Below are 15,800 nucleotides of genomic sequence, written 5' to 3' on the forward strand. Positions count from 1 at the left end.
CGCTCCGATTTTGAAGGCAAAATACGATGGAAAAGGCAGATCGGTACCTCAGCGCCGGTACCCGGGAGAACACACGAAAGAGTTATCGGGCGGCGATCGAGCACTTCGAAGTAACTTGGGGCGGGTACCTCCCCACGACCGGCGCGGGCGTCGTTCGCTACTTGGCGGAGTACGCCGACAAGCTCTCCATCAACACTCTGAAGCAGCGCTTGGCGGCCCTTGCGCAATGGCACATCACCCAGGGCTTCCCTGATCCAACCAAAACGCCTGATGTTCGCCAGATGATCAAGGGCATCAAGGTCGTGCACCCCGCAAAGGTGAAACAGGCCGCCCCGCTGCTGCTCAAGCACCTAGAGCAGGCGGTTACATGGCTTGAAGGGGAAGCTGCAGCTGCGATTGAACGGGAAGATTACAAATCGCTAGTGCGTCATCATCGCTCGGTTGCAATTATCTTAATTGGGTTTTGGCGTGGCTTTCGTGGTGACGAGTTGGCCAGGCTTACGGTGGAGGACACCCAAGCCATAAGCGGTGAAGGAATTACCTTTTTCCTGCCCTATACCAAGGGTGACCGCCAACATGAAGGATCTACGTTCCAGACGCCGGCGCTCATCATGCTGTGCCCCGTGGAGGCCTACATCAACTGGATTACAGTTGCTGGGATCGCGAAAGGCCCGGTGTTCCAGCGGATTGATCGCTGGGGCAATCTTTCAGGAAAAGCCATGCAACCGCATAGCTTGATCCCCGTGCTGCGCCGCATTTTCAAAGAGGCAGGATTGCCAGCGGAGTTGTATAGCAGCCACTCGATGCGGCGAGGCTTTGCAACCTGGGCCTCGGCCAACGGGTGGGATATCAAGAACTTGATGAGCTATGTGGGCTGGAAGGACATGAAATCCGCGTTGCGCTACGTCGATTCCAGCGTGTCGTTCGGTGGGCTTTCGGTGTCATCAGCGAGGAAGGCCACTGAGAAACGACGGCTAGGATGATCATCCTATTCAGCTGCGTTTCTCCACCATCGGTGCGAACAAGTTTGATCCCCCTACCCGCTCCCAAAACATTTCTCACGATCTTGAAGTGGTCAATGCCGACACCAATTTTTCTGCTCGCCTCAGAATGCATTGCTATGAGTAGGTGCATTTTTTTGACTGCGAGCTTGTTGGTGATTACGCCTGTTGGTGCGCTACGCAGGTAGTCTTTGAGTCGATCCAGCAGCTCTTTTTTGGATTTGTACTCAAACGGCCCCAACCAGAATATTCAGAAGTCTCCCTACCTCACCTGCAAACCAGAGTCGCCATCGCGAGACTTTGGTTGCTCGTCGTCTCAGAAGTTTTGCGGCAACCAGTAATCCTCAAGTAATCCTCTTAAACCACCGGATCAACCTGTCCAGCCTCAGGCGTAACCTCAACCTCCGCTGGCACATTGTTCGTGATGCCAAAAGGAATGTGCACAGATGGAGCAACGGCGCTGGTCGATTTGAGATGCCCGGATTGGTCGTCGAAGAAAATGTGCGGTTTCAACACTCCCAGAATTTTGCCTTTGTCGATGCCACCCAGAAAAAATGCGTCATTGGCCATGACGCCCCAGCTTTTAAGCGTATTCATCGCTCGCTCATGGGACGGAGCATTGCGGGCCGTGACGATCGAAACGCGGATGCGGTTTTCGTACTGCGGGTTCTGCTTTTTGTGCTTCTCCTCGACCGATTGGATCTTGGATATCCGCACCATGAACTCCTTCAGCGGCCCTGGGTTATGAGGCTGCATGACGTTCTTCACTTCATGGGCATGGAACTCTGTTAGCCCAGAGGACTGCATGATCGACTCAGATTCATCGCCGGCGAGCACGCCGTCAAAGTCGAATGCGATGCGCAGGGTTTTGTCAGTCTCGTCGTCTTCGAACTTTGATTCGAGCACTTGCCCTGCCGGATACCCCGCCTTAATCGCACCCTCCACGTCTTTTTTTTCACCAGACAAAAACAACGCAATATTCAGTGCAGGGATGTACTCATACGGGGATTTCCCTTGCATGAATATCGCCCGTGTCATCCCAAGTCCATAGTGCTCGATTGTCTTCAGTACACGCAGTCCAGTGTCAGGATCATTCCGCGAAAGAAGGATCACCTCTACTAGCGGATCCTCAGGATCGGCGCTCAGGTCATTCACAGACAGTAATCGTTTGATGAAGGGGAACGCTATCCCCTTTGGTAGCGGGTCATGGAGGTGCTCTTGCTGAAATTTGCGGTACTCCTCCTCTCCCTGACTCTGAAACACCGCGTCAGATGCCACAAGATCGAACACAGCGCTCGAAGCCACGCCGATCACCAATCGGTTTTCTAATTCGTAAGGCATTGGAATCTCTCTAGATGCTTTTGAACGCAAATTTTGACGGGCACTGAACGTGTCGATCGACGCTTTTGGCACAGTGCGAATTGCGAGTCAGGGGCCTCATGCTAGTAAGCTCAGCGGGCATCACATCGCCTGCGTGTGAAGCCCTCCTCCATTGGCAGCGCACGCATGCCAGGATCAGAACGCAGGGCAACTAGTCATCGGCGCCCCGAACGCCATGTGTTTTCCTAATTATGCAAACACACTTCAACAATTTTCTGCAGGATTGAGGTCTTGGCTGACTCACGGAGCTTCACGATATCGAAGGTGAAGCTGGAGAAGAAAAGCTCGCCTAGCGGGTGACTCAGCACGGGAAACTGAGTTCCGCATTCACCTGTGATTACGGCGTTGTAAACCAGGCTTTGCTTCGGGATGGTGTTGTTGGCAGATTTATTGGACGCCACAAAGAACCATGCGCCTTCGACGCCATTGTCTTGAATGAACACGCTATGGCGTTGCTTCTGCCGGGTCGGCGTCAGATAGTACGGGAGGGCTGCCGCTTGAATACCTACCTCGCGCGATGGTGAGAGGCCACTGTCTTGGCGTTCCTGATTGTCGAAAAGCGTATTGCCGATAATGGCCGGGATGCGGCCCGTGTTGTAGGCCTTCAACCAGGCGTTGGAGCCCTTGTCACGAATCAGGAAGGCACCATCCCAGATAGAATCGTAAGGTTTCTTGTCTTCCTTTCCGAAAATCGTGGCGAGCTTCTTGAATTCATGGTTGAACTCACCTTTGGAAGTGTCGTCGAATCGGCGTGAATTCTCGATTTTGATGGTCTCACCACCAACGGTCACATCGAGAACCTGAATGTAGACGTTTTCACCCCAATCCCTTCGGCAACTCATCAGCTGCAGTTGAAGAGGTGGCAGGGTCGCCCCCTTGATGGTCACGGCCTTGTCCCGGAAGATTGACTCTTTCAGCGCCAGCTCTTGCAAGCTTTTTTCTATTGATGCGGCAGATGGGGCCTTGCTGGGAAGTACGTTGAATCCTTGGCAAATGCTATCGACCGCCTCAGTGAAGCGATGCAGTTTTATCGACGTGTAGTAGTCGAACTCGGCTGACGGTTTGCGCCGCTTGGCCGCCAGCGCCTGCCAGAATGTATTGAAGGACTCGTCGGAGGTGGCATCGAAAATGCTGGAGCCGTTTTTGCTTCCCCCAGGAGACTTGACCTTCTCGCTGACGACCAAATAGTTCGTTTTACCGACTTGCAGCTCATGGGGTGCTGGAAGGCTATCAGCAGTCAACACTCGGGATGCGCCGAATTTATGTGCAAGGTGGGCGATGCTGCTATGCCAAGCCTCGTCACTCGATGGGTTCGCTGCTGTATCGAGCAGCCAGAGCGGGTTTGAGATCGTCGGAAGCCCCTCTAAGAACGTTTTGACCTGGTGGGTCGCCTCGTACACAACGGGGCTGAATTCAATGCCGGAGTGCTTCAGTAAGCGATCAATGCGATTTAGGCAATCGGTTTGATGGTAGTTGATACTGTTGTGGTACTGGTCGCACGCCTTGGAATTTACGTTGTTTGTGGCGAACGCCATGTAGTTACGATCACTGTCCGTTGTAGCGTTGAGCCGACGGGTGCGCTGGAAGCGTTTTCCGGCCCAATCGAACATGAGTAACCCAGTCTCGGCCACTGGCAAGCTGACGGAGTCCTGCGCTAACGAGCACAGCATCGTCACCCTTTTGAGGCTGATCGCGAGCTCCTGCTCCTTGGAAAAGTACAGGTCGTATTTCAAGGCGTCGAAGATATGGCTACCGTTTCTAGAGACTCGGCTCAGCACCAGCCCAATGTACAGGTCGGCATTGAATTCGACTGGGGCTATGTCGTAATGCTTTTCGACGTCTGTAAGGAATGAAAGCTTAAGCCTCAAATCCAGCAGCGCCTGGATCGCATAGTGGGGATTGAGTGAGTGCTCAGTAACGATGCCACGTACCTGGCCTAATATGGGCGACTGATTGCTCAAATAGAGAAAGCCAAACACGCCCTTTCTACCGCTGAATTTGCAGTAGTGCACCCCGGTGGAGGCCGAGAGGCCGAGCTTTTTGCGAATGAAGTCCTTGATGGTTGAGTCGACCCGCTGGAAGTATTCTTCGGGTTTTTCGCCAGGGTTTCTGGTGACCTCCACAACGGCAGCCTGAATGTGCCCTACCCCTTCGCCGGGATTCGACAAGCGATCCAGAATACCTTCCAAGTCACCGGGCAGCTTCAGCATGTTCGTGCGGGCCTTGGCCGCTGCTCCTGTTTCCAATACGTTGAAGAGGGTCATTGCGCGTTCCTTAGCAGCTGTACCAAAGTGGGGTTGATCATCAGGCGGTCATCCACACTGTGGATGCGGGTCGTATCCGTGAGAGGGACGTACTTGGCGATCATCTTGAATGCGTTGAGGAAGTGGATCGACTCACCGAAATTAAATTCGCGCTCGGCATTGAGATCGTTGTCGTCCGGTTGTGTGTTCACGTAGAGGAAGCGCGGTTTCAGTTTCAGGCAACCGCACAGCTCATACATGTCCTGGCGTTTCTTCTCCGCCCGGCGAAGGGTTTTGAGGGACAGCTCTTGATTATCCAGGCTGCCCGACCAACGCTTCACGTCAATGCAGATGATAGTGTCTCCATCTCGTATGTAGGTGTCGTAGCGCTCATACACCGCTGCACCTAGGAGATCGATCAACTCATCGAGACTCAGTGGCGTGATACCAAGCGCGGAGAGCACCTGCGAAAAAATGAATTCCCCCACGTTCCCTTTCAGCAGTGGAATGAGCGCAGGATTTGGCAGGTGCACGTCTATCCCGTCAATGGCCATGTTGCAGGCCAAGTTTATGATGCCTGGCGCCGAGTCATGGACTTTGCCATCCGTCCGCACGTAATCCGGTACAAGCCATTTGCCCGGCTGATAGACAGAGTACCCATGCAGCAGGTCGCTGAGGTGATGGAAGCTCTCCGAGGTCGTGCAAACGGTAACCTCATCTGTAATTTCCCTTGGCAGGTAGAAGGCACTGATGACCTCCTGGTAGTAACTGGAGGTCTTTACCAATGGGGATGCCAGCAGCTTGCGTACGTATTTTTCCGGAGCAGTGATGCTCTCCGGCGATCGGAGCAGCTCGTTGAGCGCCATGGCATCCCGATTACCCTCACGCGCACTTCTGAGAATCTTGTTTCGGAATGCTCCGCTGAAGAAATTTTCGATGTCGCTGGCGCAGGCAGCCACAGTGGTGGTGAACTCCTCACGCGCTGCCTCATTCGCGAAGCATCTGCGTTCTGCTTGTTTCAGGCAGAACCGCATGAGTCTGTGATTGAGCAGCGAAAGGCTGTTGATGAGTAGATCGTTACCTTCTCTGCGAAGTCGGCTATAGCGCACCACCAGGTCGTCGATTACGTCACTTGGCAGAAAAATTTCGGTGTGGAGATGGGTGTCCCGCCGTTCCACGCGTCCCACGGCCTGGATGATGGCTTTCAGCACTGCCAGGTCATGTTCCTGGTTCAAGATGCGGCGGTTCTTGGGCTGCATCAGGTTTGAGTCGAACTGAGACAAGCGAACCCCCTCACTCTCCCCGGATGAGATGTGTTTGAGCAAGAGAATATGGTTTTTGACGGTGTTGAGACCGGTGTCTTTCTCACGAATCGCGCTGTAGAAGGGAGTATTGACCAGCACCAGTCGGTCAAAGTCTTGTTGGAAGTTGTCCTCGGCCCTCTCAACGAACAGGTTGAGTCCGGTACCGGCGCTTCCGTAGGCGGAGATCAAGCAGATGCGGGTATCGGCATCCACCTTGAGGTAATCATCAATGTCGACCTCTCTTGCCAGCTGAGAGTTGAAGAGAATGACCCTGATCTTGGTTTTGCCCTCAAAGGGATTCAATTCGAAGATCTTGTCGAGGTACAGGCGCCGCATGCCCCTCAAGCGTCCATCAATACCTTGCGCAAACAACGCTCTGAAGAGATCGGCAAACCGATTGTTCAAAGAGAGAACGAAGGTGTTCTTCCCGTCCCAAGCGGCCATGAGCATCGCCTCGATCTGCCGGCGGTACGCAGACATCCGATACTTGTTCTCTTGGAAACCAGGCGGAAGGAGCGACTTTGACCAGAAGCTGTAGGCACTCTTGAAGGCGGGGTCGCTGCGCAAGCCGCTGATGTCGTCGGTGGATGTCTTATGGAAAGGCCTGACTTCCATTGTCCTAGCTTTGGAGCGTGCAGCCCGTAGATCTGCCATTGCGCCCACGTCAACTGCGCAACGCTGAACCACGCGGACGTCAAGGCTTGTGGGTGAGGCTTCCCCGTAACGGGTGAGCATTTTCCTGGAGAAGTTTCCGGAGTAGGAGTTTTGGAAGCCAGTCGTGGCGCTGAGGCACATTGCGCTGTTCTGGGTTCCGTGCAGGATGCGAAGTAGCTTGACCTCGGGTAGTTCCAGAATCAAGTCAAGGTGGAAATCAACGAATACCCGGTTCTTCACCACCTCCCCGCCAAAGGGGATCGTATCTACCTTGACCAGTGAAAACACAATTTTCGGAGCGAAAAAGGTGAAAAATGCATCGACGAAAATTTCCGCATCCTTGGCACGGTCGAACACAGAGGCTACGTACGAACGATGCTGGCGAGACTTCTTGATGAACTCAGACAGTGGCGCGTTCTGACTGGCGTTCTCGCCAAGCTCCAAGAGCTGCCGCAACGGGCTCTGTTGAGGAATTGTGGAGCATGCGTACAGAGCGCACAGCATAACCTGCAGGAAATCATGCAGGGTTGGGTCTGTGGATGGAGCGCCGTCATCGAAGGACAGACGGATCTCACTTTTCCCGCAGACAGATCGCATCCGAATTCGCTTCAGGGCTTCCTCGTTGTAGAAGCGCCTGGGTGTCAGGCTGAAGATGTTCCGTGACAGCGCCAAGATCTGTTCTACGTCGCGGTTATTGATCGTGATATGGCCGACATTCCCTGAACACATCTGCAAGATGGCGTCGAGGCTTACGCTCGTTTCGCAATCTTCTTCGTAGTGTCGGCGTAGGTTTTTCATCAGCTCCACCGCTTCGTCGAACGCGATGGGCTCCTCATCATCAGGGCCATACTCAGCCGAGATCATCTCCATCAGGCGGTGCAGACCGGCAATGACATGAGGTGGCTTGACGTTTTCGCTGACCAGCTTTTTCTTGCTCTCTTCAAAAATTCGGTCGTAGCTGTCGTGCTCTTCGTCGACGACGAGGTTGAAGGTGATCCCATGTGCTTGGAAATAGTTGGATTCGTCAGAGACGAAGAAATTTTCTTTCAGGTAGGTAACTTGTTCATCATGGGAGAGGCTGCATGCAGCTCCGATAGGGGCGATACTCTCCTCTTCAGCATCCGTTGGCGGACGCTTGGCTCCCAAAATTTCTTCAAAGCTCAGCTTCTTGAGGTTCGGCTCACGCTTCCTGTCGAGATACACAATGTATGCGCGCTTCAGAAATCGGGCAGTGGTGGCAATGAAGATGGTTGGCCCCACCTTGGCTCGTTCGAAAGGTAAAACATGATCGATGACTTGGATTTTTGACCGTTCTCGATCATCGCTGGCGCTCTGAAAGCGCTGCTGGGTGGACACGAACTCAAAATCGACTTTCTCACGAATCACGGCCTTGGCCAAATCCTGTAACGCATGGAGCAGGCGTTGTTTTGCGGCATCAATCCGACGTGCGAGCTCCGCTTCGAGCAGGTAGTCGGTACTCCCCAGCTTCAGATAGCGTGCCTGTTCAGCCTGCGTTGCTCTGAGTCCACTGATTGCGTTTCCCAACTCGCTGACCGATTCACGGTAATAGTCGGAGTTGAGAGCCTTAGTCCAAGCGACGTACAGGTCTTCATTGCGCGCCTTCGATACCCAACCGACGAAACTCAGATCGGACAAGTCCTGCTCGGCCAGGAAGCTCAGAATGCTAACGCCCCGCTCAGCGGCCTTCTCCTGGGTGACCTTGGAAACGTCTATCTGCGCTTTGTGCGGAGTGATGAAGAATAGGTTGCGGTGGCCACCAAGTTCACTACGTATTGCTGAGTGTTCGACGAACTGATCGAACACGTTGTACGACTTACCGAAACCAGTGCCATCGTTGGCAAAACTTACTGATGGGTTAGGTTTGCCATTCCCGTTGAAGAACGGCGCCAGCCGCGCCCGATGTGAGTTGATCTCGTCGCTGAGCGCAGCACAGATGCTACCGTCCTTACTGTTCATTGGCGTCCTTAGCATGATGGCAACTTAGTGCATGTCAAGTCAGTTGAGGTTGCTTCCAAACAGACTTGTTTGCAAGTGGGATCATGGGGCGTATGTCGATGCTTTTGATAAGTGAAAGGCTTATAAGAGACTTGGATCACCAGCTTTTCGGGCTGTCAGCACGAGCAAATATACCTGCTAGCGTCTCTGCGAATGCCTTACCCCAAAATCTTGGCTTCTAAAAGGGCTTGTGATGGATCGAATGGTCAGGCTTTTCTGTGCCCTGGTCTGGTGTCTGGCTGAGGCGCCATTGCCACACGACTCCTCTTCCAACTTGATTTGCAATTGCTTTAAGTCCTTTTCAAGGCGGATGCGAAAGCACGAATAAATAGAGGAGCATTCGTAGGTAGAGGTTTGCCGGGACGTAAGACCTAAAAGGCTGGCGGATAGAACACTGCTGGATGCACGGGGCCGTTCATGCGCCCAACTCCAAGATCATGCAGACACTTGAGTCAGGGTTCACGGTTAAGGATTTTTTTACCTGCCTCATTACCTTCCCACCTGTATCTAACTCCTTGAGCGGGTCTCAGAACTCACGGACGAATGACCGACGGTCTTACTAGCCGGAGAACCGCTAGTGTAGTAGCTTTGGGCTACTACAATTCGCCATCTAAACTGCTCCGTTTGCACCTTGGAATGACTCCTCCCGATGAGGTGTTGCTCGGCGAGTTTCCCCCACCTAGTCTGATATGGATATCAAATGCCAAATCTGATTTGCACCGAAGTCGTCGATCAGTCACTCATTGAGCAGTTTTCTGCCGATGGGATCGGTTTTCCAGACCAAACCATGCTCAATCCCGAAACAGGTGAACTCGACGCCTCCGTGTTGGAAAGGATGATCGGCATGTCTAGGGCTCTTCGCCGACTTGAACAGGCGAAAGTGAGGCCCGGTTTTCGAGTGATGGACTTCCAGAAGACTTCTATAGGTCGTTTGAAGCTTCTACTTAAGGATCTGTTCAACACCCACCAGCGCTTGCTCAAAAAATCAGAAAAAAAAGCTGGTGGCTACCGCAGCTGGGAACGAGTCGTTTTGAACGACATAGACCCGACATGGCATGAAATCAAAGGCGAAGTTGCCCAACGTTTCGCTGAGCTTACGCAGGAAGATCAGGACGCTTTGAGCGCAATGCTTGAAAAACGGCTTGATTGGGTTGATAGCGTGAAAAACATGGAGCCCGAACTCAAGGACTTTATTAAAAATCGCAAGTTCGTCATTCAGCTGGGAGGGATGGTGGGCGTCCTGCTAGATCAATTGGCGGGCTGGGAGGGAGTCGACAATGACAGGCGGCGGGCTTTGGCAAATGGTGTGTACGCCATGGCCACTCCCTTCGGCAACGAGCTTCTGGGCATTTTCCTGACGCGCCAACCGGAGCTGGTTGAGTATTATTCGACAATGTTGGAGGACGAGAGGAAAGCTAGACAAATTCGCGCGACGGACTCGGTAGATCAGGCATGTCAGATACCGACATCCGTCGCGCCACAGTCAGTAGTAGATTCTCCTGCCGCCCCCTATAGCCTGTATGACCTCTATGCAGAATTGTTTAACTTAGCTGAGAAGGCAAAAACGGATTCAGGCAACCTCCGCTATGCCGAGCAAATCGAGGCGCTGATCTCCTCAAACCTTCCTCGTTTGAAAGAGGAATACTCACTCAGCGATGATGCGGTTCGCAAAATACTTGAAGAGTGCGTCGACGTCCTGATCAAGGTTGGCCGTACTCTGTCACTGCAGAATTTTGATGACGAAGAGTTTCTCTTGGCCTTCAAAACGGCCTGGCTGGAATTTCTCAACAAACGGTTGCAGCAGGAGGTGCCGGAAACCTTCTTAGATGATCTGACCGGCGAGCGTGAAGTACAATCGATCGAAATCAAAACCCTTCTTGAGCAAGCACAAGCGCGCTGTGATCAAATCGATAACGATCTCGCGAACTTCAACGCAAGATTCAGGATTGCCAACTTTCGTGAAAAAGCCGAACTACGGATCAGCATTACCGAAGCTGAAGAATCCCGCGTCAAAAGCAATCGGCTGCATCAACAGGTGGAGCAGCAAGGCTGCGACCTATTACTGCCTTCCGGCTATCAGCTCGACACACTTTCAGTAGACGGCCATGAAGTCGAGCTGACACCGAGGGCTTATCATCCCTCAGCCAAGGTTGCCATTACCGCTTGGTTAAGAACATCTTCTGATGTTCTGGCCACCTCGCCGCCTTCCGAGGAGCTGGATGCACACAATAAAACCCTCGCTAGTGATATGTCCGCGATCACTGCGTATAGATTTGATGCGCGTGGATCTGATACTAGCGACGAAGAGTCGGTGGTCTCTGACGAGGCAAAAAAGGTGGCCGGCACCCAGCCTGATCCAGGGCCGGTTCTTCTCCCTGAAGCTGCAATCAAAGTAGCGCTTCAGCCTGCTCTTATCACTGTTGATCTAGCCGAAGAGCAAAACACTACTTCTGTTCTGGGTGTCGAGACTCTAGCTGATGAGTTAGTCATACAAGAAACGGCGGAAGATCAAGTCAACGTATCTCGATTCCTCAACACGCCGAAAGAAGCCCGCGAACGGTTGGAGCATTGTCAGCAGACGATGAATGTCGTTCCCGCGATTGCCGTAGAAAACATCGCATTGCTTTGGTTGAAACGCGGGCAGCTTCCACTAGCCAGCAAGACGCTGGAAATTGCAGGCCGAATGGGCCTTGGGGGCGAGCTGTTGTCGCTGCCACTGGTTCAGGCGGCATACCATGGCATGCACGTTTGGCGTGGTGACTCTGCGACCGTAACCCGGGTTCAGCAGAACCTGCATCAATTGTCCTCGGAGATCATTGAAAGCTGGATTTATCGACGTCCAGGCGGACGTGTTGTTCCCTACCTGGTGTTCGCCGCCACACTTCAACCTACGTTGTTCTTCGGAATGATGACCAACGCGCCACGCTTGCTCGCCTCTGTCCTCGGCAACTTCGATGGCCCGGTCTCCCGGTTGATCGAAGAAGTGATCAGTTTCTCCAGCCACAATACTCGACTGGATGTAGACACTCTGCGTGAGCAACCCACAAGCAACGACAAAGAAGCACGCGACAAACTTGCCGCCCGTCTTGTTGAGTGGCAAGACCGCATCCTGAACAAGCAGACCGGCTGGGCTCCTGCTCGCAAAGCGATGAAAGAATGCTTGGCACGCGAAGACTTTGACCTCACCTACGAGAGCATCATCAAAGACGATGCTTCGCGGATAGATGAGGTGCGTGCGTTTGCCGATTTGTATCGAGACAAGGATGAGCAGTCTCGGCTGATGACGGCTGAAATTCACAGGATGATGAACGAAAGTACCTCCGCTCCTCAGATCGAAGGCAATGCTAAAAATTGGTTCCTACGGTCAATCGACGAGATCGTAGACGTAGCCGATCGGTGGGTCGAAGGCCACAGCCTACTGGGTCAACGCACAAGCGAAATCAGTAAGTTCGCCCCCCGTTTCCTCACCATGCTCACGGCAGCTTCCGTGCACCTAGAGCAGCGACTCCAGAACACCGAAGATCCAGAACAGCTAGCTGGCTTACTGCTCGCCATCAGTGTGCTCCAACGCATCAACAAAGTGGCCGAGCGGCATGAGGAAACGATTTGGGAGATTTCCCGAATTAATGGCTGGCTTCAGTGGCCTTCAGAATGGCTCGCCACATCATCAGACGATGATCCTCATCATCAATTGGCCCTCCTAACGAACCAGCTTGAAAAGGGTATGAGCGACCTGGAGCTTGCCGACCAAGCGCTGGAACGCAATAACTTCCGTCACGCGCTGCTTCTGACCCTCAACCATGAAGATGTCTCCAAGGTGTCGATGGCGGAGAACATCGAGGCGATCAAGCGCTTGTTCTTGGAAGAAATTCGCCAATGCAACCTGCGAAGCGACCAGATAAGGGGGCTGCTGGATAACGCGAACATTGCCTCGCTGATCGATGATGAACGACATTACCAACTGCGTGGCGAGCTTGAGCACCTTCAGGATCAGCTCAAAAGCCTCAAGGCGCTGGATGATATAGGTGAGATCTACCACAGCTTGGATGCTCTTGAATCGAGTATCGTAACCAAGTTCACGACCAAGAAGCAGGAGCTTGAAGCATCACTGGATGCACTGGTCAATCAAGCTTTGGTTGATCGCGGGGTGGATTGGGTACCCGCTACGTGGATGGAGCAGATCCGTTCGGCGCTCAATACACATGACACGACTGTCGCTGAGGAAATGCTTGAACATCTCAAACATTCGCTGGACAAAGGCGAGACACTGCAAAACGATACCGAATCCGGCACTGAACTGCTCAAGCGCTTTCTTCTGCTTGAACCTCAGCTTCATACAATACTGAGTCAGAACCGCAATCCTCGTGAAGTGATCCGCCATCTTTCTAGCGCAAGCTTGAACGGTTTGTCTTTGGACACCTTGCCTACCTACTTCAAACTGGCCATCGAGGATTTGATCAGCCTGCGCCGCCGCGTTAAGTCATTGGACAAGGCGACCTACGAAGAGCTGGTGCGCATTCTGTTCGCCCTAGGGCTTGAGGCAGTGCCCCCTATATTCAGTAATGTGACTTCACAGCGCACAGCCTTCTCGTCAAGAAGCCATATTTCCCACCTTACCCTGAACGTGAAACGGCGTGACACGGGACGAGGGATCGTGTTCTTCAGCCAAAAATCAGAAGAGCAGGCCATCAACGTATTGATTGCCAACGGCGAATGGACGCTCACTGAGCTTCGCACATTGCTGACCGAGCAGACCCAGTTTCTGCATGACCGGACGGTGCTGATATCTGCGAAAGAGCTTTCGAACGATGAACGCAATGAGTTGGCAAAGTTCTCAAAACAGCTCAAGCATGCGCTGCTCCATGTCGATCCCGTCCTCATGACAATGCTGGCTGGTCTCGCTGTTTCGGATCACCAACGGCTGAAGACCTTCTTGCAACTGAGCTTGCCATGGACGTTCAGCAATCCGTACACCGGCAACCAGATGCAGCCGGCGCCGCCGGAGATGCGCTATGGACGCCAAAACGACATTAAGTCGCTGACTACCATGCGTAACGGCGCAGCTATGATTTTTGGTGGCCGGCAGCTGGGTAAAACGACATTGCTCAAAGAAACACAGCGGTGGTTCCACAACCCTGAGCAACGCCACCATGCCTTCTTGTACCAAATGGATGGAGACCTGGATCGCGCTAACCTCTCTGGCAATGAGCTGGAAAAACACCGGAATCGGGTTTGGCAGATGATTCACCACGCTGCTGTCACAAGCGGCTTGGTCAAAAACTCGTACCCCTCAGACGCTGACGGGATGGTCGATGAGCTACGAGACTATTTCTCCAAAGACAACCCAGACGCGCTCATGGTTTGCCTCGACGAAATCGATCCCATTCTGGGACTCGATGCTGCAAACGGCTTCCGCATTTTCCGTGAGCTCAGTGGCTTGGTGAATAACAGCAATGGTCGTTTTAAGGTCGTAATTGCAGGTCTGGAAAACGTACGCCGATTCGCTGACGCCGCGAACTATCCACTGCATCAGCTCGGCAGCGCAATCCAGGTCTCAATCATGAGCCCGGCAGAGGCGCTTCAGCTCATTCGCGAGCCACTGGGGCATTTGGGTTATGAGTTCGAATCGCCCTTGCTTATGAACAGGATTCTCGTCGAGACAAATCGCCATCCCGGCCTGATTCACATTGTCTGCCATGAACTGATCCAGACCCTCAACGCGCGTCACAACCGGCGCGTGGGTTCGGTCACCATCACCGCTGAAGACATTGAACAGATCCGAAAGGATCCGAACATTCGTCAGCTCATCTGTGATCGCTTTGACATCACGCTGAACCTCGACCTGCGTTACAAGCTGATTGCCTACAGCTTGATCTCGCAAAGCACCAGTAGCTTTTCTCCAAGCCGCGCGAAACTGATTGTCCAGGAATGGGCTCCGCATATCTTCGAGCCGATGACCGATGCGCAGTTTGAAGCGTTCCTCGATGAGTTGTGCGGCCTCGGCGTACTTCAATACATGCGACGCATCGAGGGCGGTAAGGAATACGCACTGCGCAACGCCAACATCTTGAACTTGGTTGGTGGCCAACAAAACATTGAAGACAAACTGTTGGCTGCGGTGGATGCGATCAATGAGAACGACCCGTTGTCCGCACACGCCTACCCGGTTAACGCACCGCGCCCTTCCCCGCTCACATTGCGAGACGAGAAATTGCTTATTAGCGAAGAAGTGCGTGAAAAGCCTACGTTTGGCGCCATTGAGGCGCGGTCATCGAACTACTCCGTAGGCATCATTACAGGGTCTGAGGCCTTGGGGCTGGATCCTCAGTGGATGCTTGAGTCTCTCCTGGCGATTGGGGAAGAAGAGCCTGCCCTGACCACCAACCAGTACTCGGGCCGCTACGTGCCGGCTCACAAAAGAGATACCGATCTTGGCTCCGCCAGTGAGTTCAAGAAATTGCTGGTCGACAGTGTCATTGGTGTCCAGTCGCTTCGCAAAAACATCATGTTCTTCGTTGAGATCACAGGTGAACAACCGATCAGTACGACGCTGGATCTACTCGACGTTGCGCATGAAGCACGACTGAACACCAACGCCAAACGCAACCGAGTTCGGGTCATCTTCCTCATGTCGCCGCGTGCCCTGTGGCAGTGGGAGTCGAACCCACAGCTCACCCAAGGTCGAGAAACCATGCAGCCCTTCATCGCCCTGGACGTCTGGAAAAAGACCGCACTGGCTCATCTGCTGAATAGGCTCAACCTGGAAAACACCTCCACATCGACCAACACCTTGGAAAGCTATAGCCAGGGGTGGTATTTCTCCTTGGACAGGTTGTTGGCTGCCAAGAATAAGAAATCCGAAGTGGTCAAGGTGAGCGGCTTCGGTGCGGCCTACACTTCAGTGCTTCAAGCCAAGCCTAAGAGCATGGAAGAGTTTCTCGGCAAGACTGGGTTGACCGCTGTGAGTTGGGGGCGCCAAGTACTGAGTGCGCTCTGCGAGCAGGAGCGCTTTGATGAAGAAGATATTGAGCTGCAACTCATGGATGATTTTGGGGATGTCGACCCACAGCAGGCGCTTCGTTGGCTGACCCGCCTACGCTTGATCGTTCCTTGCAGAGCAGGGAAGAAAAGCTCGTATCGCGTTTCTGAAAGTATTAAAGCTGCCCTGCTCAGTAAGGCGTCCCAAGAGACCAAGGCCTGAT

At 53.2% G+C, this 15,800-nt stretch carries 5 protein-coding genes and 1 pseudogene; 2 read left to right on the plus strand and 4 right to left on the minus strand.

Annotation, left to right across the window (positions count from 1 at the left end):
• Positions 1-26: 26 nt before the first annotated feature.
• Positions 27-983, plus strand: coding sequence for a tyrosine-type recombinase/integrase (locus tag ACIOVB_RS01415; RefSeq protein WP_401264178.1), 957 nt, complete (start codon positions 27-29; stop codon positions 981-983).
• Between the two features lie 28 nt (positions 984-1,011).
• On the opposite strand, the pseudogene ACIOVB_RS01420 reads toward ACIOVB_RS01415, so the two are convergent.
• From ACIOVB_RS01420 to ACIOVB_RS01435, 4 genes and pseudogenes are all read right to left on the minus strand, one after another.
• A pseudogene (locus tag ACIOVB_RS01420) lies at positions 1,012-1,134 on the minus strand (DUF3223 domain-containing protein); the annotation flags it as partial.
• A 224-nt stretch (positions 1,135-1,358) separates the two neighbouring features.
• On the minus strand, positions 1,359-2,342 hold the full coding sequence (locus ACIOVB_RS01425) for a 5'-nucleotidase (RefSeq protein WP_401264179.1): 984 nt from the start codon (positions 2,340-2,342) through the stop codon (positions 1,359-1,361).
• A gap of 224 nt (positions 2,343-2,566) precedes the next feature.
• A complete protein-coding gene (locus ACIOVB_RS01430; RefSeq protein ID WP_401264181.1) occupies positions 2,567-4,645 on the minus strand; it encodes a hypothetical protein in 2,079 nt (692 codons plus the stop codon).
• On the minus strand, positions 4,642-8,559 hold the full coding sequence (locus ACIOVB_RS01435) for a hypothetical protein (protein ID WP_401264183.1): 3,918 nt from the start codon (positions 8,557-8,559) through the stop codon (positions 4,642-4,644). The genes ACIOVB_RS01430 and ACIOVB_RS01435 overlap by 4 nt, the downstream gene beginning before the upstream one ends.
• Positions 8,560-9,298: 739 nt before the next feature.
• Here ACIOVB_RS01435 and ACIOVB_RS01440 point away from each other — a divergent pair.
• The gene (locus tag ACIOVB_RS01440; protein ID WP_401264185.1) at positions 9,299-15,799 is read left to right on the plus strand and encodes a hypothetical protein; all 6,501 of its coding nucleotides are present in this window, start codon (positions 9,299-9,301) and stop codon (positions 15,797-15,799) included.
• The last annotated feature ends 1 nt before the right edge of the window (position 15,800 follow it).

The organism is Pseudomonas sp. NPDC087639, assembly GCF_044743385.1.
Classification (GTDB): domain Bacteria; phylum Pseudomonadota; class Gammaproteobacteria; order Pseudomonadales; family Pseudomonadaceae; genus Aquipseudomonas.

Coding starts and splice junctions, on each gene's coding strand:
- ACIOVB_RS01415 (WP_401264178.1), top strand. CDS start 27: ATGGAAAAGGCAGATCGGTACCTCAGCGCCGGTACCCGGGAGAACACA.
- ACIOVB_RS01425 (WP_401264179.1), bottom strand. CDS start 2,342: ATGCCTTACGAATTAGAAAACCGATTGGTGATCGGCGTGGCTTCGAGC.
- ACIOVB_RS01430 (WP_401264181.1), bottom strand. CDS start 4,645: ATGACCCTCTTCAACGTATTGGAAACAGGAGCAGCGGCCAAGGCCCGC.
- ACIOVB_RS01435 (WP_401264183.1), bottom strand. CDS start 8,559: ATGAACAGTAAGGACGGTAGCATCTGTGCTGCGCTCAGCGACGAGATC.
- ACIOVB_RS01440 (WP_401264185.1), top strand. CDS start 9,299: ATGCCAAATCTGATTTGCACCGAAGTCGTCGATCAGTCACTCATTGAG.